Consider the following 18,884-nt stretch of genomic DNA (forward strand, 5'->3'; position numbering starts at 1 on the left):
CCATTGACTCCCCCGCTTTGGCCGGTGACGCATGAACTGGTGGCCATGGATTGGAAACATAATAACCAGGGATGACATAACCATGTCGGAAGACTGTGGATCGGGTGACTGTCGCACCCCACCAAAAAAGACGGCCAAACAAAAAGGCCGCAGCTTTCGCCACGGCCCTTCCATTCAAATCAGCTTGCACTGAAGAAGATTATTCGGCGTCGCCTTCAGCGGCCTTCTTCTTGGCCGGAGCCTTCTTCTTCGGAGCGGCTTCTTCGCCTTCAGCGGCGTCGTCAGCCTTGGCAGCAGCCTTTTTCTTGGCAGGCGCCTTCTTCTTGGTTTCCGTGGCTTCTTCGCCGTCGTCAGCCAGCAGCTCTTCCTTGGAAACGGTCTTGTCCGTTACCGAGATTTCGGTGAGCAGCTTGTCGATGACCTTTTCTTCGAAGATCGGAGCGCGCAGCGAAGCGGAAGCGCCGGGGGTGTTGCGGAAGAAATCGAGGATTTCCTTCTGCTGGCCCGGGAACTGCTGCAGCTGCTGGAACAGCGCGCGCTGCATTTCCTCTTCGGTCACTTCGACGCCGGCCTTTTCGCCGATTTCGGAGAGAACGAGGCCAAGACGGACGCGGCGTTCAGCCAGCTTGCGATATTCTTCGCGGGCTTCTTCTTCGGTCGTGTCTTCGTCAGCGAAGGTCTTGCCGGACTGAGCGAGATCGGTGTTGATCTGGCGCCAGATGTTGTCGAACTCGGCGTCAACCAGGCCAGCCGGCGTGTCGAACTTGTACATCTCGTCCAGTTGGTCGAGGATCTGGCGCTTGACCTTCTGGCGGGTGACGTTGCCGTACTGGCTTTCGATCTGACCCTTGACGATTTCCTTCAGCTTTTCAGCCGATTCGAGGCCAAGCTTTTCGGCCAGTTCGTCGTTGATTTCAACCGGAGCGGCAGCAGCAACTTCCTTGACGGTGATGTCGAAGTTGGCTTCCTTGCCGGCAAGGTTCGCCGCCGGGTAATCGGCCGGGAACGTCACGGTGATGGTCTTTTCGTCGCCGGCCTTGACGCCAACCAGCTGGTCTTCGAAGCCGGGGATGAAGCGGCCCGAACCGAGAACCAGTTCAGCGTCTTCAGCAGCGCCGCCGTCGAAGGCAACGCCGTCAACCTTGCCGAGGTAGTTCATGGTGACGCGGTCGCCTTCAGCGGCCTTGCCCTTCTTGGTCTCGTAGGTGCGGGCGCTTTCGGCGATCTTGAGGATCTGCTCGTTGATTTCGTCTTCGGTCACTTCCACAACTTCGCGGGTAACCTTGATGCCGTCATTGGCCTTCAGTTCGATGGCCGGAATGATTTCGTAGGCAACGGTGAATTCGAAGTCGGATTCGGCCGACAAGATCTTTTCAGCTTCCTGCTCGTCTTCGGTCATGGAGATCGCAGGCTGCGTTGCAGACTTCTCGCCGCGGCTGGAGAGGATTTCGGACGGCTTTTCACGAACCAGCTCGTTGACGAGGTCGGCCATGATGGACTTGCCGTACATCTTCTTCAGGTGGCCAACCGGCACCTTGCCGGGACGGAAACCGTTGATGCGAACCTTGTCCTTGGCGTCGACCAGGCGCTCGTCCAGACGGGCCTTCATGTCGGCAGCCGGAATAACGACCTTGAGTTCGCGCTTCAGCCCTTCAGCGAGCGTTTCGATAACCTGCATTTTCCTAACCTTCACATCATGGCGGCGGTGCTCAGACAGCCGTTGGTTTACTTTCGAGCACTGCGCCGGAAACATCGTTCCCCGGCCGTGGCTTCCGTTATTTCTTACACAAGCGCCTGCCGGACACCGTTACGCCTGCACCGGAGAATGAAGACCAAAGGGGAGAAATGAACCCCGAAGCTCCCCGCATCCTGTAAGGATGCACTCTGGCGCAAGCGTGGCACAGCCATGCCTTGCTTGTGGTGCGGGTAGAGAGACTCGAACTCCCACGCCGAAGCGTTGGTACCTAAAACCAATGCGTCTACCAATTCCGCCATACCCGCACGTTGGGCGGCGGTATGTCACAATGTTCAGAAAGGGTCAAGCACGCCGTTCCCCTGCCTTTCGTTTCGCCCGGACTTTTCTTGCCAGCCGGGCTGGGCAGAAGGAGGCCCGGCCCGCTTTCGCGACCGGCCAACGGATTTTCGGAACACGAAAGACCGGCAAGCCTTCAGGATACAGGGACGAAAGCGGCGTAGCGCGCCATCGTCCTCCCCGATTACCGACCCCCCTATCATATGGCCGCTTCACGCTAACACGCGGCCGCATTGACATTATATATAATATGGCATTGCGGGCACATGATGGCGCCGGTACCGCCGCACGCAGCCGCCGCATGACGCACCGCCGCAAGGCTGCAGCGGATAACTCCATCAAAAGCACACAAATTGGTCACAAATTATGCATGAATCGCCGCAATCGGGGCATTTTACCGGATTGCATTGCGTTTAATGCATAGGTGGCATCTTGCTTTGTCTGTTTTTGTTTTGATTAAACCGATTATATTCGTGGTCATACAGACATCGAGTTCAGCCCCGGACCAAAGCCTCCCAAGACTGGCCGCGGCGACTGAACAGCACGAAGAGGAAGATGAAAATGAACATTGCACGCTCGCTCACCAACTGGCGCAAGTATCGTCAGACCGTAACCGAACTCGGCCGCATGACCGACCGCGAACTGAATGACCTCGGCATTGGCCGTCAGGACATCCGCCGCGTCGCCAAGACCGCCGTCGGCTTCTAATTGGACGCCCCGCCGCTCTGCGGCGGATGCGAGACGACCTACCAAAAAGGCCTGAGGCTTCCGCCTCTGGCCTTTTTTCGTTTTGGGCGGCGCCCCACCTCGAAGCAATTCTTCTGTACCGCCTGCTGCGCCGACGGATAAATGCATTGATGCCGAGTGTTGGCGTACGCGAGGATGATGTCCGAGCCTGCTCCGATTGCCCTCTCACGCCGCAGAGCCCCTTCGAAAGCCGTCTAAGGCCGCCATACCCCTCGAAGCCGCCTCAGAGGCAGGCATTTCCGCTCATATTTTGCCCATATGATACCCAAAGCCGCAAATTTAGACGACATACTGCACAAATGCATGGCAGTAGCCTAAATTCTGCACTGCACAACATGGCTTCATGTCTATATATAAACCTCAACAGCCGAGAGCACAGAGAAACCGCTGAGCCGGCAGACGAAATCAACAGAGATAGATTGAGGAAACGACCATGAACCCTATCCGCATCGCAAAGAACTGGATCTCCTACCGCCGCACGATCAACGAACTCGGCAGCCTCTCCAACCAGGCTCTGAGCGACATCGGCCTGACCCGTTACGACATCCGTAACGTAGCAGCCCGTTCGTTCCGCTAAGGCGTAAACGATCGTCCCGCTGCCCGACCTCCAGGGCGCGACGATTGAGCGACAGGTTAAGAAAGCGGCGCCTCTGGCGCCGTTTTTGATTCTGGAGTTTCCGCTGCAAGCAGCTATTTTTCGAAGATGCACTCCTGGCTTCCGCCACCATTCGGCTTTACAGGGCCGGCCGGCATTTCGGATACGGGCGCTACGCCAAAGACATCGGGTTCGAGTTCGCCGCTTGTTTCTTCTCCCCGCCGGGGAGAAGGTGGCCCGAAGGGTGGGATGAGCGAGCTAGCTCCCCTGATATCTCCAACCTCGCCCCCTCATCCCGCTGCCTGCTTCAAATGCGCGCCTGCTCCTCGATCCCGGCGGGAGCTTCGTAGCCCACTAGCCTCCATCCGCCAAAACCATTTGGCTGCCCCCGCCATGCATGCTAGTGCATCGGCAAACAATGCCGCGTCCTTTTAGGACCCGCGCGGAACACTCACTCGAATGACGGCCGCCGGACGGGAGCCTTGGCCCCGCGGCCGCCCATGGACACCGAAATGCAAGACAAGACCATCTCTCCCATTCACGTCGTCGGCGGCGGGCTGGCCGGCTCGGAAGCCGCATGGCAGATTGCGCAGAGCGGCGTTCCCGTCATCCTGCACGAAATGCGCGGTGTGCGCGGCACAGATGCGCATAAGGGCGATACGCTGGCGGAACTGGTCTGTTCCAACTCCTTCCGCTCCGACGATGCGACAGCCAATGCGGTTGGTGTCATCCATGCGGAAATGCGGCTTGCCGGCTCGCTGATCATGGCCTGCGCCGATAAACACCAGGTGCCGGCCGGCGGCGCGCTTGCCGTTGACCGCGACGGATTTTCCGAGGCCGTGACGAAAACGCTGGAGGGTCACCCACTGGTGACGATCGTCCGCGAAGAGGTGAACGGCCTGCCGCCGAAGGAATGGGGCAACACGATCATCGCGACCGGGCCTCTCACCTCGCCGGATCTCGCCGCCGCCATCCAGGCCGAGACGGGTGAGGATGCGCTCGCCTTTTTCGACGCCATCGCCCCGATCGTCCACCGCGACAGCATCAACATGGATATCTGCTGGTACCAGTCGCGTTACGACAAGGTCGGCCCTGGCGGCACGGGCAAGGACTACATCAACTGCCCCCTGGATGAGCAGCAATATAACGCCTTCATCGACGCGCTGATCGCGGGAGACACGGTCGGTTTCAAGGAATGGGAAGGCACGCCCTATTTCGATGGCTGCCTGCCGATCGAAATCATGGCCGAGCGCGGACGCGAAACGCTGCGCCATGGCCCCATGAAGCCGATGGGCCTGACTAACGCGCATAACCCTACCGTCAAGGCCTATGCCGTCGTCCAGCTGCGCCAGGACAATGCGCTCGGCACGCTCTACAACATGGTCGGTTTCCAGACGAAGCTGAAATACGGCGTTCAGGCGGATGTGTTCCGCATGATACCCGGCCTCGAAAATGCGGAATTCGCGCGCCTCGGCGGCCTGCACCGCAACACCTATATCGATTCCCCCACCCTGCTTGACCGCTCGCTGAAGCTGAAATCCCGGCCGGACCTGCGTTTCGCCGGCCAGATCACCGGTTGTGAGGGTTATGTGGAAAGCGCCTCCGTCGGCCTCCTCGCCGGCCGCTTCGCCGCCGCCGAGCAAAAGGGCGAAACCCCGAGCCTGCCGCCGGCCACCACCGCGCTAGGTTCGCTGCTCAACCACATCACCCGCGGCCACCTGTCTTCCGATGATGAACCGGGCAAACGCTCCTTCCAGCCGATGAACATCAATTTCGGCCTCTTCCCCGAACTGGAGCCGGGCTCGATCGTCAAGCCAGAAGGCGTCAAGCGTTTTCGCGGCAAGGACAAGACGATCATGAAACGTCAGCTGATCGCGGCGCGGGCGTTGAAGGATTGTGCAGCGTGGCTCGGCGAAGGCCAGACCGCCACATAAGCGCAATGAGGCTGCTCAGTCCGGTTTGGGTACAGATTTGGGTTTGGGCGTGCGCGTGAGGTTCCATTTTGCGAAATCCGATTTGCCGCTCTGGTATGGATATCGCTGGGAAAAGAACGGGTTAACAGCCGCAACATATTCGAATTTGAGCGTGATATCGGCGAGGACCGCGATCAGCGGCTTATAGCTGTACCGCCCGGAGACGACGATGATAGCTTCCTGGGCAACGAAACCGTTGGCAATCACGGTTTTCTCCCATGGCACATCTTCGGCAGAACCCATAAAATTGTGGGCGGGAAATTGCAGCCGGGCGACCTTGTCCACCAGTTTGACGCTTCTCAGCGTCAGGTCAAGTTTGCCCGTCTGGAGAATGCCGCTGCCGGAAAGGACGACGAAACTCGGAACCCCCGTGCGCACCCGTTTCTCGAATTCGGGAAATCTTGCCGCCCAGCGTGCCGAATTATCAACGACCGTCATGAACCGGTCATAACTCAGCCACCCTCGCCCTACCTCAATGACCACGGCAAGCATAAGGACGAGCAGCGGTGCCAGAAGCCCCATTTCCACCGCCGCAGCGCCAGAACGGCAACGACCGAAACTGCCAAGACGAAAAAACCATCTCGTCTTTTTCATTCGGTTACCCGTACGGCAGTGATGGCCAGGGAAATGTTGCGCAACTGATGAATGCCACCCGTGTCCGGCACGAGGAGCCGCGTCGTCGGCATCAAAAAATTCCACTTGTAACCGATTGCCAGAATGTACTGCCCGGCGGTATCGGCGGGCGGGCGAAAATCGTTCACGATTGGTGTGGGCACTTTGGCTTCGGCAATATCGTCGTCCGGGATCGGCAAGAGAGCGATCTTGAGGTTGGTTTCGTCCGTCCCGCCAATGAAATGAGAGGCAATTGCCTTGCGCAACGCAATCTCGGTCGCCGGCCGACCGTCCGCCGCCGCCTTGCGGAGATACTCGATGCCCGCATTGGACGCAAAAGAGAGATAGAGGTAATAGAGCATCAGCAGGCCGATTTCGAGCGTCCCGAAAATCAGCGCAAAAAACAGCGGCAACAGCAGCGCCGTCTCCACCGCCGTTGCCGCCTTTCGGTCGCCAAACAACCGGTAACATGCCGCATGCGTGAACCGGCATCCGCGCGGGCCGCCGCAGCTTTTATCCTGAAGCAGGGAAAGAAAAGACTTCATCTCAGTCTTCTTCCACTCGATCCACATAGATGAGCTGGAAGCCCGTGATGATGCCGCCGAAACTGTCGCTCAGTCCGGTAGCCTCGATAGTCACCCGATAGATGGAGTAGGCTTTGACCCTGAAACTGTAATCCCTCGGTGTCCAGGCAATGCTGTTTTTATCTTGAGTCAACTCCCACACCTTCTGCTGAGGTCTCAGGGTGGGGAGCCGCTGCTGTAGCGAAATCTTGATGCCGTTGGTTTTTTCCACGTCCTCGACGGCCCGGCGCCCATTATACCAAACCATGATCTTATATATTCCGGGGTGAAGCTCGACATCCTTGTAGATCGAGCTATTGGCTTCATTATTTTTTTTCTTGCCGGGCGCAGGCGGCCCCCAGTCGCTGTCGAGTTCCATGACATAACGGGTTGGCAATGAGAGCTCGGTGCCCACCTTCTTTTCGATTTCGATCTTGTCGGTGGTCTTTGACTTATCGACTTCCTTCAGAGTGCAGGCTTTGTCGTTGGCGGTAGGGGCCTCGTTGAGTTTCTTGCTCTGCATTCCGGCCGGATAACCCTGCCAATTGTGGTTACGGCGGCAGCAGGGGCTGCTCCAGTCCTGCAACTCGACACCGGGCCCGGTGCCGCCATCCCATCCAATTTCAGAATAGGGATAGACACCCCAGCAACCGCCGGGTGTTTCCTTGGTGACGCCGTTTTTCAAGATCCGCTCGACGCCGAGAGCGTTGCTCTCGAACATATTGTCAATGATGACCGCATCGTCCTCGGGGTAAGGCGGGATACCTTCGCAGGACTCATTGAGGCGATATTTCAGCTTATCGAGATTGAACATCTCCGAGAAAATCAAACTGTAACTGAACTCGGCCTTGATATTCGTCGTGGTCCAGTCCACCTTCACCTCGCGCGAGAGGACCTTCTGCTTGGTGGATTGAATCATGGCATCGAAGGCTGCGGCCACATTGTCGCGCCGGACTTCGTCGGACAATGTGTAGGTGCGAGTCGGCTTGGTGGCTCTTTCACACGCCATCGCCATGACCCGCTTTGACTGGTTGTAATAGGCCAGCGCCCTGCCACCCTCAAAAAGCAGCCCCAGCAAAATGATAAAGACCGGCAGCAGCAGCGCTGTCATAATGGCGAAGGTACCCGCGTGGTCCCCAAGGAGCGATGAAAACAGGCTCCATTTCCATGCCGCTTTTTTAATCCGCCTGCTCGTCATCAAAACACCGTTTCATGTCGCTCATCGCCATGGGAAAGGCGCGCTGTGAAAAGCGACAGGCCTTGCTTTCTGCGACGCTAAAAAATGTCCGGCTCACGCCGGTCGCTCGAAAATTGCTTGTTGGTCGCCGGCGGCGCTGCTTTTCCAGCAACTTCGCCCGACCACTGAAATACAGGGGGCAATTAACACGCAAACCGTAAATCAAAGCTCAATCGGAACTTAAAAATATGAAGCAAATTCATATGCTTAGTTTATTTATTAGTAAATTAGAGCTCGCCAATAAAATCGTATGACCGCGTAACGGCAGTGTGGGGTTTGCATTCACGGTTTCTTCCGAAAACACAAACTTGGGCTTGCCCCTTGTCCCTCCAGCCAAGCTCGGGCAAAACAGCCCCATCCAATCACGAGACAATGCCAGGAGATAAGATATGGACGTCCGCGCCGCCGTTGCCATTCAGGCAGGAAAACCGCTCGAGGTCATGACCGTTCAGCTCGAAGGTCCCCGGGCCGGCGAAGTGCTGATCGAGGTCAAGGCGACCGGCATCTGCCACACCGATGACTTCACCCTTTCCGGCGCCGATCCGGAAGGCCTGTTTCCGGCCATTCTCGGCCATGAAGGCGCCGGCATCGTCGTGGATGTCGGACCGGGCGTTACCTCGGTCAAGAAGGGCGATCATGTTATTCCGCTCTACACGCCGGAATGCCGCGAGTGTTATTCGTGCACCTCGCGCAAGACCAATCTCTGCACCTCCATCCGCGCCACGCAGGGCCAGGGCGTGATGCCGGACGGCACCTCGCGATTCTCGATCGGCAAGGACAAGATCCATCACTACATGGGCTGCTCGACCTTCTCGAACTACACGGTTCTGCCGGAAATCGCGCTCGCCAAGATCAATCCCGACGCGCCCTTCGACAAGGTCTGCTACATCGGCTGCGGTGTCACCACGGGCATCGGTGCGGTCATCAACACCGCCAAGGTCGAAATCGGCTCCACGGCCATCGTCTTCGGTCTCGGCGGCATCGGCCTCAACGTGCTGCAGGGCCTGCGTCTTGCCGGCGCGGACATGATCATCGGTGTCGACATCAACCCGGACCGCAAGGCCTGGGGCGAAAAATTCGGCATGACCCACTTCGTCAACCCGAAGGAAGTCGGCGACGATATCGTCCCCTATCTTGTCAACATGACCAAGCGCAACGGCGACCTGATCGGCGGCGCGGATTACACCTTCGACTGCACCGGCAATACCAGGGTCATGCGCCAGGCGCTGGAAGCCTCCCATCGCGGCTGGGGCAAGTCGGTCATCATCGGCGTTGCGGGTGCTGGCCAGGAAATCTCCACCCGTCCGTTCCAGCTCGTCACCGGCCGCAACTGGATGGGCACCGCATTCGGCGGCGCGCGCGGCCGCACGGATGTGCCGAAGATCGTCGACTGGTACATGGAAGGCAAGATCCAGATCGACCCGATGATCACCCACACCATGCCGCTCGAAGACATCAACAAGGGCTTCGACCTGATGCACAGGGGCGAAAGCATCCGCGGCGTCGTCGTGTACTGATCGGCCGGCAACATCAGCAGGCGCGCAGCACGCGCGCCTGCCCATTCATGCAAATGTGATCGCTCCTTCGGCCTTACAGCCAGCGCGATTAACGGGACGGTAAATCTATCGTTGTAATCCCATAACGCGCGGTGGGGTTGAAAAATCTCTTCCTCAGGCCGAGTGACGCCAGACAGCGGAGAGCGCCCCTGAAAATCGTATCGATCGATAACGGAAACCGCGCCGCCGCCATCAGTCTTCTGACGAAAGGTTTCCCTGAAAAGAGCGAGGCCTTCTGGTCCCGCGGGCTTGCGCTGATCGCCGAACATCACGAACGCCGGCAACTCGGTCCCGTCGGGCAATTGCTGATGAAAGGTGACGCCACCGCCGGTGTATTGCTGACAATCAAAAGCCGCCTGCCGGATACCGGCACTGTCGTCGTCAATCTGTCCAGCTGGTATGTCGAGCCGGCTTGCAGATGGTTCGCGCCGCGCATGCTGCAAATGGCGTCGTCTTCAAAGGATGAGGTCTTCACCGACCTCACCCCCTCGGCCGAAGCCTGCAGGCTGAATGAGAGGCTGGGCTTTCACACGGTGACGGATTGCACGCTTTTTTATCCCCTGCCGTTGAAGGCGTTGCGCCCCTCGAGCGCCCGCCTCATAACGCTTGCCTCCGCTCAACCCGGTACGCTGACCAGCGAGACGCGTGAGATGCTTGAAGATCACGCGCGCCTCGGCTGCATCGTCGCCATCATGCAGGCGGATGGCCGTCATTACCCGCTGGTCTTTCTGAAAACGGCGACCAAAAGGGCGCCCTCCGCGCGCCTCATCTATTGCGAGGACCGCGCAGTCGTACAAAGACACATTTCCGCGATCGCCCGCCATCTCCTTCGCCACGGCAGATTTGCCATGACGATGGCTGCACTCGAGGGTGAACGAAACGCGGGCGGCTTCGCTGCACATAAATCTGCGCCGATACAAGTAAAAGGCGCATGGAACCCACAATTTATTAACGAAACATACTCAGAGTTGGTGTTATTGCCACCCTAGGTATTTTAGTGGTGCTGGGGTTGTCCTGACCGAAACCTGGCCTTTACAGATAAACGGGGTTCCGGGGCGGCAGCCATGGAAAATATACGGGGAGATCGGGGAATGAACATGCTTGCAGCAAAAACGAGCGAAATAGAGATTGCTGATACCATTCACTCCTATCTTTCGGACCGTTTCCCTGCCTATGCACCTTTTTCGGCGGACACGCCACTTCTCGAGGGAGGCGTCATCGATTCGCTCGGCTTTCTGGAGCTGATGATCTTTCTTGGTGAAGGCTTCGGCATCATTCTCGACGACGAACATTTCACCCCCGACAACCTTGGCACGCCCGCCGATCTCGTCGCCTTCGTCCTCAGGGAACGGAGGAGATGACACCTCCTTACCTGCTGCACCACCTGCTGGGCGCGCGCGCGGCAAGCGACGGGCAGGCGATCGTTTATAAAGACACATCCCTGAGCTACCGGCAATTTGCCGAAGCGGCGGAACGATGCGCGGCTGCCTTGCAGCAGGCTGGGGCGCAACGCGGCGACCGGGTCGTCATTTTTCTGCCGCGAGGCACGGAAGAATGCTGGTCGATCTTCGGCGTCAGCATGGCCGGATGCGTCTTCGTGCCGGTCAATGCGCTGCTGAAGGCGCAGCAGATACGCCATATCATCGTGGATTGCGGCGCCGAACTTGTCATCAGCAATGCGACCATGCGCGACGAGCTGAGCGCGGCGCTGGAAGGTCTGGCCGGTGTCCGCGTGCTACTGGCGAACGATATCGCCGAAGGCAGCAAGACGTCAGTCAAAAGCCCGGCGGCAATCGGCGAAGACCTCGCGGCGATCCTCTATACATCCGGTTCTACCGGCTCACCCAAGGGCGTGATGCTGTCGCATCGCAATCTCCTGGCCGGCGCGCGCATCGTGCGCACCTATCTGGAGATTACCGGCAAGGATCGCATTCTTTCCCTCCTGCCCTTCAGCTTTGATTATGGCCTCAACCAGCTGCTGACGGCAGTGGAACAGGGCGCGACAACAATCATCTCCACCTTTAGGCTCGGTGACGATATCGTCCGCGACCTGCGCGACCATGCCGTGACCGGGCTTGCCGGGGTGCCGACAGTCTGGGCGATCCTGACGAGGGCGGCGCCGTCGCTTGCCAGGACGCCGCTTCCGCATCTGCGTTACATCACCAATTCTGGCGGGCGCGTGCCGCAGGAAACTGTGAAGGCGCTGCGCGAAAAGCTGCCGGACACGAAAATCTACCTGATGTACGGCCTGACCGAAGCCTTCCGCTCCACCTTCCTGCCGCCGGATGAAATCGATCGCCGCCCGACCTCGATCGGCAAAGCCATTCCCGAATGTGAGATATTCATCGTCACCGCCGAGGGACAGCGGGCAAAGCCCGGCGAACCCGGCATTCTCGTGCATCGAGGCCCGACCGTTTCGCTGGGCTACTGGAACCGGCCGGAAGACACGGCGAAAGTCCTGCGCCCGCATCCCTTCATTCCGGCGGCACTGGGCGGAGAAACCGTATGTTACTCCGGCGATCTGGCGGTGGAAGACGAAGACGGGTTCTTCAGCTTCGTTGCCCGTAACGATGCGATGATCAAGTCTTCGGGTTATCGCATCAGCCCGACCGAAGTCGAAGAAAGCCTGATGTCGACAGGCTTGTTCCAGCAGGTCGCCGTCATCGGCCTTCCGGACCCCTTTGCTGGAGAAAAGGTGCATGCCGTGGCGACTGCCGCCAATGAAAACATCGATGTTTCCGCGGCACTGAAGAAGGCCGCTGAAATGCTCGCCCCCTTCATGATCCCGCGCGCCATCGAGCTGGTCGACCGGTTGCCGGTCACCGCCAATGGCAAGGTGGACTACCGCGCGCTTGTGCGCGAACGGACGGACAATGGCGCCCACAGATAAACCCCAGAGCCACGGTCCCGCCCTTGCGGCCGCGTCATTCGATATCAGTGAAAACGATCTTGTGATCGGCGGGCTTGCCGTGCGCGATATCGTCGCCGAAACCGGAACCCCATGCTTTCTCTATGATGCTGGCGCGATGCGCCGCGCCTACCGCGATCTCCAGGCGACGCTCTCCGGTTTTGCCGATATCTATTATTCGGTGAAGGCCAATCCCCTGCCCGCCATCATCGCGCTCTTCCGGCAGGAAGGCGCCGGCGCGGAAATCGCTTCCGCTGGCGAATATCGCGCCGCTATAAAGGCTGGTGTCGCGCCCGAAAACATCATCTTTGCCGGGCCCGGCAAAAGCAGAGCCGAATTGCACGAAGTGATCACGGGCGGCATCGGCGAAATCCATATCGAAAGCGCCGAGGAAATTGCCCGCATCGAGGCAATCGGCAAACCCGTCAAGGCCTCTGTCCGCATCAATCCGGTGCCGGATGCGCAAGCCGGTGCCATGCGCATGGGCGGCAAGGCCACCGCTTTTGGTTTCGATGAGGAAGAACTGGAAAATATCCTGCCGCTTTTCCGGCATGCGGGCGTTATCGATCTCGTCGGCATCCATATCTATGGCGGCACGCAGATCCTCGATGCGGACATGCTTGTCTCGCAATGGCGACATGCCATCACAATTGCCGCCCGCATGGCGGAAATGCTCGGCAAGCCGCTTGAAACCATCGACCTCGGCGGCGGCCTCGGCATCCCCTACTTCGCCGGCGAAGCACCGCTCGATCTCGCGAAGGTAAAAGCCGCCGTCCCCGATCTGAAGGCACTGCTGAAAGCGCATCCGCTGATCGCCGACGCCCATGTCATCGTCGAGCCCGGCCGCTTCCTCGCCGGTCCGGGCGGCATCTATACGGCCGAAGTCAATTCCGTGAAGACCTCGCGCGGAACCACCTTCGTTGTGACGGATGGCGGCATGCACCACCATCTGGCCGCTTCGGGCAATCTCGGTCAGATCGTCAAGCGCAACTACCCCATCGTTGCGCCCGCCATGATGCAGGCCGACCACGCGGAGACTGCAACTGTCGTCGGCCCGCTCTGCACGCCACTCGATACGCTGGCTCGCAACGCGGCATTGCCGAGGCTCCAGGCCGGTGACCTCATCGCCATCCTGCAGTCAGGCGCCTATGGCGCAAGCGCCAGTCCCGGGGGTTTTCTAAGCCACGCGGCGGCGAAGGAAGTGCTGGCGGAAAACGGGGCGTTTGAGATGATCGGGCGATAATCACCCTCGCAGCAGCCTGTCCCCCACAGCGAATTTCGATTTCAGCAGGCACTCGTCATATTCCGCCTCAGCCACGGAATCGAAGACGATGCCGCCGCCGACATTAAAGACGGCGCGACCGTCATCGAACAGTGTCATGGTACGGATCGCCACCGAAAAGCGCATTTCACCACCAGGAGACATGAGGCCGATGGCGCCGCAATAGGCGTCGCGGGGCGTCGCTTCCAGTTCGCGCAGGATTTTCATCGCCCACATTTTTGGCGCACCGGTAACCGATCCGCAGGGAAACAGCGCGGCGAAAATGTCTTCCACCGTCATGCCAGGCAAAAGTTTCGCCCTGATATGGCTGACCATCTGGTGCACGGTAGGATAGGTCTCGATATCGAAAAGCCGTGGCACATCGAGGCTGCCGACCTCGGTGATGCGGGAAATATCGTTGCGCAAGAGATCAACGATCATCCGGTTTTCGGCGAGCGTCTTTTCATCCGCAAGCATCGCCGCGATGATCGCCCTGTCCTCCTCCGCATCCGCTCCGCGCGGCGTCGTTCCCTTCATGGGATGGGTTTCGATGAACCCCTGCCCGTCAACCGAGAAAAACAGTTCCGGCGAGCGTGACAGGATGACCGGGCCGCCGAGATCGACCAGCGCGCCATATTTCACCGGCTGGCGCTCGATCAATGACCAGAATGCCGTCAGCGGATCGCCGCTCCAGCGGGCATGGACGGGCATGGTCAGATTGCCCTGATAACAGTCGCCCCGGCGTATATGGTCGTGCAACAGTTCGAAACGCCGCCGATACTCGGGAAGTGTCCATGCCGGAACCGGATCGGCAAGAAACGCATCCGCGCCCGGAACTTCGTCAGGCCGCGCAAAGCGGCCGTCATCCGGCTGCGGGCCGGAAAAGACCCCGAAATTCAGGAACGGCACGTTGCGCGGTTCTTCCGCAAAAGGCGCAAGCTTCGGCTCGAACAGGAAACCGGCCTCATAAGACATATAGCCAGCTAAATATTTTCCGGCACGGCGCAGTTCTTCCATGCGCTTCAGCGCTGCAAAAAATGCTTCTCGCTCATCCGCGACGATGATTTCCTCCGGCTCGGTGAAGGCTGTCACCGTGCCGGTCGTGTCATCCCGGAAAAGAACGTAAGGCGCATGTGCCAAGGAAAAATCCGTAGAAGGTAAATCTAGAGACTGCAGGGCGTCGGAAAGATACCTTTCCATCGTCATCCCCGGTTCCCGGATCAAATCCGAGGATGTCCCGAGGATCTACCACCCGTTGACTTTAGCGATCTCGGCAGATCCTCGGCACGAGACCGAGGATGACGTCGAGTGTGGAGACAGGTCACGAGGCATTAAACCGGGTCTATATCGCCCCGCGCCCACATTTCGATGGTTTCCGCATAAAAATCGGCGAAACGGCCTTCCTCGATCGACTTGCGGATACCCTGCATCAGCTCCTGATAATAGGCAAGATTGTGCCAGGAGAGCAGCATGCCGCCCAGCGCCTCGTTGGCGCGTACGAGGTGATGCAGATAGGCGCGGGAGTAATCGCGCGAGGCCGGGCAGTTGGATTGTTCGTCGAGCGGGCGCATATCCTCGGCATGGCGGGCATTGCGGATATTGACCTTGCCGCGGCGCGTAAAGGCCAGACCATGACGGCCGGAACGCGTCGGCATCACGCAGTCGAACATGTCGATGCCGCGCGCCACCGATTTCAGGATATCGTCAGGCGTGCCGACGCCCATCAGGTAACGCGGCTTTTCAGTGGGCAGCACCGGCAGGGTAATATCGAGCATGCCCAGCATCACATCCTGCGGCTCACCGACGGCAAGGCCGCCGACCGCATAACCCTTGAGATCGAGCTGCTTCAGCCCTTCGGCGGAGCGAATGCGCAGGTCCGGCTGGTCGCCCCCCTGCACGATGCCGAACATGGCCTTGCCGGGCTGGTCGCCAAAGGCGACGCGGCAGCGCTCGGCCCAGCGCAGCGACATTTCCATGGCGCGCTCGATTTCCTTGCGCTCGGCCGGCAGCGCGATGCACTCATCGAGCTGCATCTGGATGTCCGAATCGAGCAGGCCCTGAATTTCGATCGAGCGTTCCGGTGACATGTGATGCAGCGAACCGTCCACATGGCTCTTGAAGGTCACGCCCTTCTCATCCAGCTTGCGCAGACCGGAAAGCGACATCACCTGAAAACCGCCGCTATCGGTGAGGATCGGGTGTGGCCAGCGGATCAGCTCATGCAGGCCGCCAAGGCGGGCGACACGCTCGGGGCCGGGCCGGAGCATCAGGTGATAGGTATTGCCGAGAATGATGTCCGCCCCCAGCTCGCGCACCTGATCAAGATACATGGCCTTGACGGTGCCGACAGTGCCGACGGGCATGAAGGCGGGCGTGCGGATGACGCCACGCGGCATGGCGACTTCGCCGAGGCGCGCGCCGCCGCTCGTGGCTTTCAGGGTGAAGGTGAATTTGTCGTGCATCAGTTTTTCCGGAACAACAGGCTGGAATCGCCATAGGAATAGAAACGGTATCCGGTTTCGATGGCGTGCTTATATGCGTCACGCATCGTTTCGAGACCGCAGAAAGCCGAAACCAGCATGAACAGCGTCGATTTCGGCAGGTGGAAATTGGTCATCAGCATATCGACCGCGCGGAAACGATAACCGGGCGTGATGAAAATGCCGGTCGCATCGGACCACGGGTGAATGATGCCATCCTCCGCAGCCGCGCTTTCAATCAGGCGCAGCGACGTCGTGCCCACGCAGACAATGCGCCCGCCCCGCGCCTTGACCGCATTCAGCCTGTCGGCTGTTTCCTGCGAGACGTGGCCGATTTCGAAATGCATCTTGTGATCGTCGGTATCATCAGCCTTGACCGGAAGGAAGGTGCCTGCCCCAACGTGAAGCGTCACGAAATGCCGCTCGATACCGGCCTTGTCGAGCGCGGCAAACAGGTCGGGCGTGAAATGCAGCCCGGCGGTAGGCGCGGCAACGGCGCCCTTCTCGCGGGCGTAGATGGTCTGGTAGTCGGTCTGGTCCTGCGCATCTTCCGGCCGTTTGGCCGCGATATAGGGCGGCAGGGGAATATGGCCGACGGAGGCAATGGCCTCGTCCAGAACGGGACCGGAGACGTCGAACAGCAGCGTGATCTCGCCCTCCTCGCCCTTCTGCTCGACGGTGGCCTCCAGATGGGCAAGGCCGCAGGCATTGTCGCGCTCATAACCGAAACGGATGCGGTCGCCCTGCTTGATGCGCTTGCCGGGACGCGCGAAAGCCTTCCAGCGGGACTGATCGGCGCGCATGTGCAGCGTGGCCGAAACGGCCGTCTCCGGCGCGCCTTCGCGCAGCCTGACACCTTCAAGCTGGGCGGGAATGACGCGGGTGTCGTTGAAAACAAGCGCATCGCCGGCCCGCAGGAAGGACGGCAGGTCGAAAACGCGATGGTCTTCCATGCGATTTTCATTCGGATCGACCACCAGCAGGCGCGCGCTGTCGCGCGGGTTCGCCGGGCGTAGGGCGATATTCTCCTCGGGCAGGTCGAAATCGAACAGGTCTACACGCATTGCAAGGGCTCTCGAAAATATCAAAACCCGCCCTCAATCGGGCGGGTGGTGGGAGTGACAAGGCTTCGTCTAACGAGACGTCATCCTCGGGCTTGATCCGGGGACCGAGGATGACGGCTGAGAGGTTGGCACCCTTGTCATCAATGTGAAACGCCCCGCAGTTTCCTGCGGAGCGGGTAAACACTTTATAAGCTATTCTCAAGCCGCCGAAGCGAGCTTCATGGACACGATCGAATCGGGGTCCTTCACCGGCTCGCCGCGCTTGACCTTGTCGATGGCTTCCATGCCCTCGATGACCTGGCCCCAGACGGTGTACTGCTTGTTGAGCCACGGGGAATCCGTGAAGCAGATGAAGAACTGCGAGTTGGCGGAGTTCGGGTTCTGCGAACGGGCCATGGAGCAGGTGCCGCGCACATGCGGGATGGCGGAGAATTCTGCCTTCAGGTCCGGCTTTTCGGAGCCGCCCATGCCGGCGCGGGCCGGGTTGAAGCTTTCGGAACCCTTCTTGCCGAATTTCACGTCGCCGGTCTGGGCCATGAAGTCTTCGATGACGCGGTGGAAAACGACGCCGTCATAAGCACCTTCCGATACCAGTTCCTTGATGCGGGCAACGTGGCCCGGAGCAACTTCCGGAAGCAGCTGGATCAAGACCTTGCCGGTCGTCGTTTCCATGATGATGGTGTTTTCCGGATCCTTGATCTCGGCCATGATTATTCTCCTCTGTTCGGGCTCTATTGCCCTGTCTTACTTCTTGCCGACAGTGACCTTGATCATCCGGTCGGGGTTGGAAACTTCGCCGTTGCTGCCCTGCCCGCGCTTGATCTTGTCCACGGCTTCCATGCCGGACACGACCTTGCCGACCACGGTGTACTGGCCGTTCAGGAACGGACCGTCGGCAAACATGATGAAGAACTGCGAATTGGCGGAATTCGGATCCTGCGAACGGGCCATGCCGACCACGCCGCGCGTGAACGGAACCTTGGAGAATTCGGCCGGAATATCCGGCAGGTCGGAGCCGCCAGTACCTGCGCGCTGGGCGCTGAAGCCCTTCTCCATGTTGCCATACTGCACGTCGCCGGTCTGCGCCATGAAGCCGTCGATGACGCGGTGGAAGGCGACGTTGTCGTAAGCGCCCTTCTTGGCCAGCGCCTCGATCTGCGCCACGTGCTTCGGCGCGACGTCGGGCATAAGCTCGATGACAACGGGGCCGTCCTTAAGCTGGACGGTGAGAAGTTCGGCGGCAGACGCAAAGGTGCTGGCGGCAAGCGCGCCCGCAAACATGGCGCCGGCAAAGGCAAATCGAACGAGTTTCATCGGATTGGCTCCAAATGTAAGGCTGAAGTCAGCGCTTCAGCTTGGCGTTAAGGGCTTCAAGCACGGCTTTCGGCACAAAGGCTTCGACATTGCCGCCCATGGCGGCGATCTGCCGAACCAATGTGGCTGTAATGGGTCGCGACGAGGTGCCGGCGGGCAGGAACACGGTCTGGATATCGGGCGCCATCTGGCGGTTCATGCCCGCCATCTGCATTTCATAATCGAGATCGGTGCCGTCACGCAGGCCGCGCAGCAGAAGTCGCGCGCCATGCTGACGGGCCGCATCGACAACCAGATTATCGAAGGAAACGACGTCCATGCGCGCCGCTTCGCCCGGCAGCTGCTCCGCAAGCGCCTGCTTTATCAGCCCTGCCCGTTCCTCGAAACTGAACATCGGCGCTTTTCCGGGATGAATGCCAACCGCGACAATGACCTTTGACGCCACGTTCAGCGCCTGGAGAAGCACATCCAGATGTCCGTTGGTCATCGGATCGAAGGATCCTGGATAAAAGGCAATCGTCATATCGCTCTCAGATGGTGGG

Annotated in this window: 18 protein-coding genes and 1 tRNA gene; 8 read left to right on the top strand and 11 right to left on the bottom strand. The window is 59.5% G+C overall.

The features are described 5' to 3' along the window. Positions 1-199: 199 nt before the first annotated feature. Entirely contained in the window at positions 200-1,678 is a 1,479-nt protein-coding gene (gene tig / locus ACZ47E_RS06100; RefSeq protein WP_004442056.1) for a trigger factor, read from the bottom strand. Positions 1,679-1,918: 240 nt separating this feature from the next. Continuing rightward, positions 1,919-2,001: transfer RNA gene (locus ACZ47E_RS06105), tRNA-Leu, on the bottom strand. 592 nt (positions 2,002-2,593) lie between these two features. Between ACZ47E_RS06105 and ACZ47E_RS06110 the strand changes: the two genes are divergently transcribed. The 3 genes from ACZ47E_RS06110 (at position 2,594) to trmFO (ending at position 5,308) form a co-directional block, all read left to right on the top strand. Further along, positions 2,594-2,740: a DUF1127 domain-containing protein gene (locus ACZ47E_RS06110; protein WP_004442060.1), complete on the top strand. Its 147-nt coding sequence runs from the start codon at positions 2,594-2,596 to the stop codon at positions 2,738-2,740. Between the two features lie 472 nt (positions 2,741-3,212). Further along, positions 3,213-3,356, top strand: a complete 144-nt coding sequence (locus ACZ47E_RS06115) for a DUF1127 domain-containing protein (protein WP_003495735.1) — start codon at positions 3,213-3,215, stop codon at positions 3,354-3,356. A 518-nt stretch (positions 3,357-3,874) separates the two neighbouring features. Continuing rightward, positions 3,875-5,308, top strand: a complete 1,434-nt coding sequence (trmFO, locus tag ACZ47E_RS06120) for a methylenetetrahydrofolate--tRNA-(uracil(54)-C(5))-methyltransferase (FADH(2)-oxidizing) TrmFO (protein WP_278066791.1) — start codon at positions 3,875-3,877, stop codon at positions 5,306-5,308. Positions 5,309-5,323: 15 nt separating this feature from the next. Here the strand turns inward: trmFO and ACZ47E_RS06125 are convergent, their stop codons facing one another. The 3 genes from ACZ47E_RS06125 to ACZ47E_RS06135 are packed head-to-tail and all read right to left on the bottom strand — an operon-like array spanning position 5,324 to position 7,720. Beyond that, complete coding sequence (locus ACZ47E_RS06125) at positions 5,324-5,941, bottom strand: TadE/TadG family type IV pilus assembly protein (RefSeq protein ID WP_107339377.1); 618 nt, start codon at positions 5,939-5,941, stop codon at positions 5,324-5,326. Beyond that, positions 5,938-6,504 (bottom strand): TadE/TadG family type IV pilus assembly protein, encoded by a 567-nt coding sequence (locus ACZ47E_RS06130; protein ID WP_035211529.1) that lies wholly within the window; start codon positions 6,502-6,504, stop codon positions 5,938-5,940. Before ACZ47E_RS06130 ends, ACZ47E_RS06125 begins: the two co-directional genes overlap by 4 nt. A gap of 1 nt (position 6,505) precedes the next feature. Beyond that, on the bottom strand, positions 6,506-7,720 hold the full coding sequence (locus tag ACZ47E_RS06135) for a TadE/TadG family type IV pilus assembly protein (RefSeq protein WP_278066792.1): 1,215 nt from the start codon (positions 7,718-7,720) through the stop codon (positions 6,506-6,508). A gap of 428 nt (positions 7,721-8,148) precedes the next feature. Between ACZ47E_RS06135 and ACZ47E_RS06140 the strand changes: the two genes are divergently transcribed. From ACZ47E_RS06140 to ACZ47E_RS06160, 5 genes are all read left to right on the top strand, one after another. Further along, complete coding sequence (locus tag ACZ47E_RS06140) at positions 8,149-9,276, top strand: S-(hydroxymethyl)glutathione dehydrogenase/class III alcohol dehydrogenase (protein WP_004442072.1); 1,128 nt, start codon at positions 8,149-8,151, stop codon at positions 9,274-9,276. A gap of 137 nt (positions 9,277-9,413) precedes the next feature. Next, positions 9,414-10,304 (top strand): hypothetical protein, encoded by an 891-nt coding sequence (locus ACZ47E_RS06145; protein ID WP_112765854.1) that lies wholly within the window; start codon positions 9,414-9,416, stop codon positions 10,302-10,304. Positions 10,305-10,412: 108 nt separating this feature from the next. Beyond that, complete coding sequence (locus ACZ47E_RS06150; protein WP_034499138.1) at positions 10,413-10,676, top strand: acyl carrier protein; 264 nt, start codon at positions 10,413-10,415, stop codon at positions 10,674-10,676. After that, positions 10,673-12,205, top strand: coding sequence for an AMP-binding protein (locus ACZ47E_RS06155; protein WP_278066793.1), 1,533 nt, complete (start codon positions 10,673-10,675; stop codon positions 12,203-12,205). The genes ACZ47E_RS06150 and ACZ47E_RS06155 overlap by 4 nt, the downstream gene beginning before the upstream one ends. After that, positions 12,189-13,466, top strand: coding sequence for a type III PLP-dependent enzyme (locus ACZ47E_RS06160; protein ID WP_278066794.1), 1,278 nt, complete (start codon positions 12,189-12,191; stop codon positions 13,464-13,466). The genes ACZ47E_RS06155 and ACZ47E_RS06160 overlap by 17 nt, the downstream gene beginning before the upstream one ends. Here the strand turns inward: ACZ47E_RS06160 and ACZ47E_RS06165 are convergent, their stop codons facing one another. From ACZ47E_RS06165 to coaD, 6 genes are all read right to left on the bottom strand, one after another. Continuing rightward, a complete protein-coding gene (locus ACZ47E_RS06165; protein ID WP_278066795.1) occupies positions 13,467-14,624 on the bottom strand; it encodes an aminodeoxychorismate synthase component I in 1,158 nt (385 codons plus the stop codon). Between the two features lie 191 nt (positions 14,625-14,815). Beyond that, entirely contained in the window at positions 14,816-15,946 is a 1,131-nt protein-coding gene (gene tgt / locus ACZ47E_RS06170) for a tRNA guanosine(34) transglycosylase Tgt (protein WP_004442089.1), read from the bottom strand. Continuing rightward, entirely contained in the window at positions 15,946-17,028 is a 1,083-nt protein-coding gene (queA, locus tag ACZ47E_RS06175) for a tRNA preQ1(34) S-adenosylmethionine ribosyltransferase-isomerase QueA (protein WP_037093470.1), read from the bottom strand. The genes tgt and queA overlap by 1 nt, the downstream gene beginning before the upstream one ends. Positions 17,029-17,226: 198 nt before the next feature. Continuing rightward, the gene (locus tag ACZ47E_RS06180) at positions 17,227-17,736 is read right to left on the bottom strand and encodes a peptidylprolyl isomerase (protein WP_037093468.1); all 510 of its coding nucleotides are present in this window, start codon (positions 17,734-17,736) and stop codon (positions 17,227-17,229) included. A gap of 36 nt (positions 17,737-17,772) precedes the next feature. Continuing rightward, positions 17,773-18,342 carry a peptidylprolyl isomerase gene (locus ACZ47E_RS06185; protein ID WP_004442095.1) on the bottom strand — a complete coding sequence of 190 codons (570 nt, stop codon included), beginning with the start codon at positions 18,340-18,342 and terminating at the stop codon, positions 17,773-17,775. Between the two features lie 28 nt (positions 18,343-18,370). After that, the gene (coaD, locus tag ACZ47E_RS06190; RefSeq protein WP_004442098.1) at positions 18,371-18,865 is read right to left on the bottom strand and encodes a pantetheine-phosphate adenylyltransferase; all 495 of its coding nucleotides are present in this window, start codon (positions 18,863-18,865) and stop codon (positions 18,371-18,373) included. Positions 18,866-18,884: the final 19 nt, after the last annotated feature.

It is taken from the genome of Agrobacterium sp. 5Ca39, from assembly GCF_055382365.1.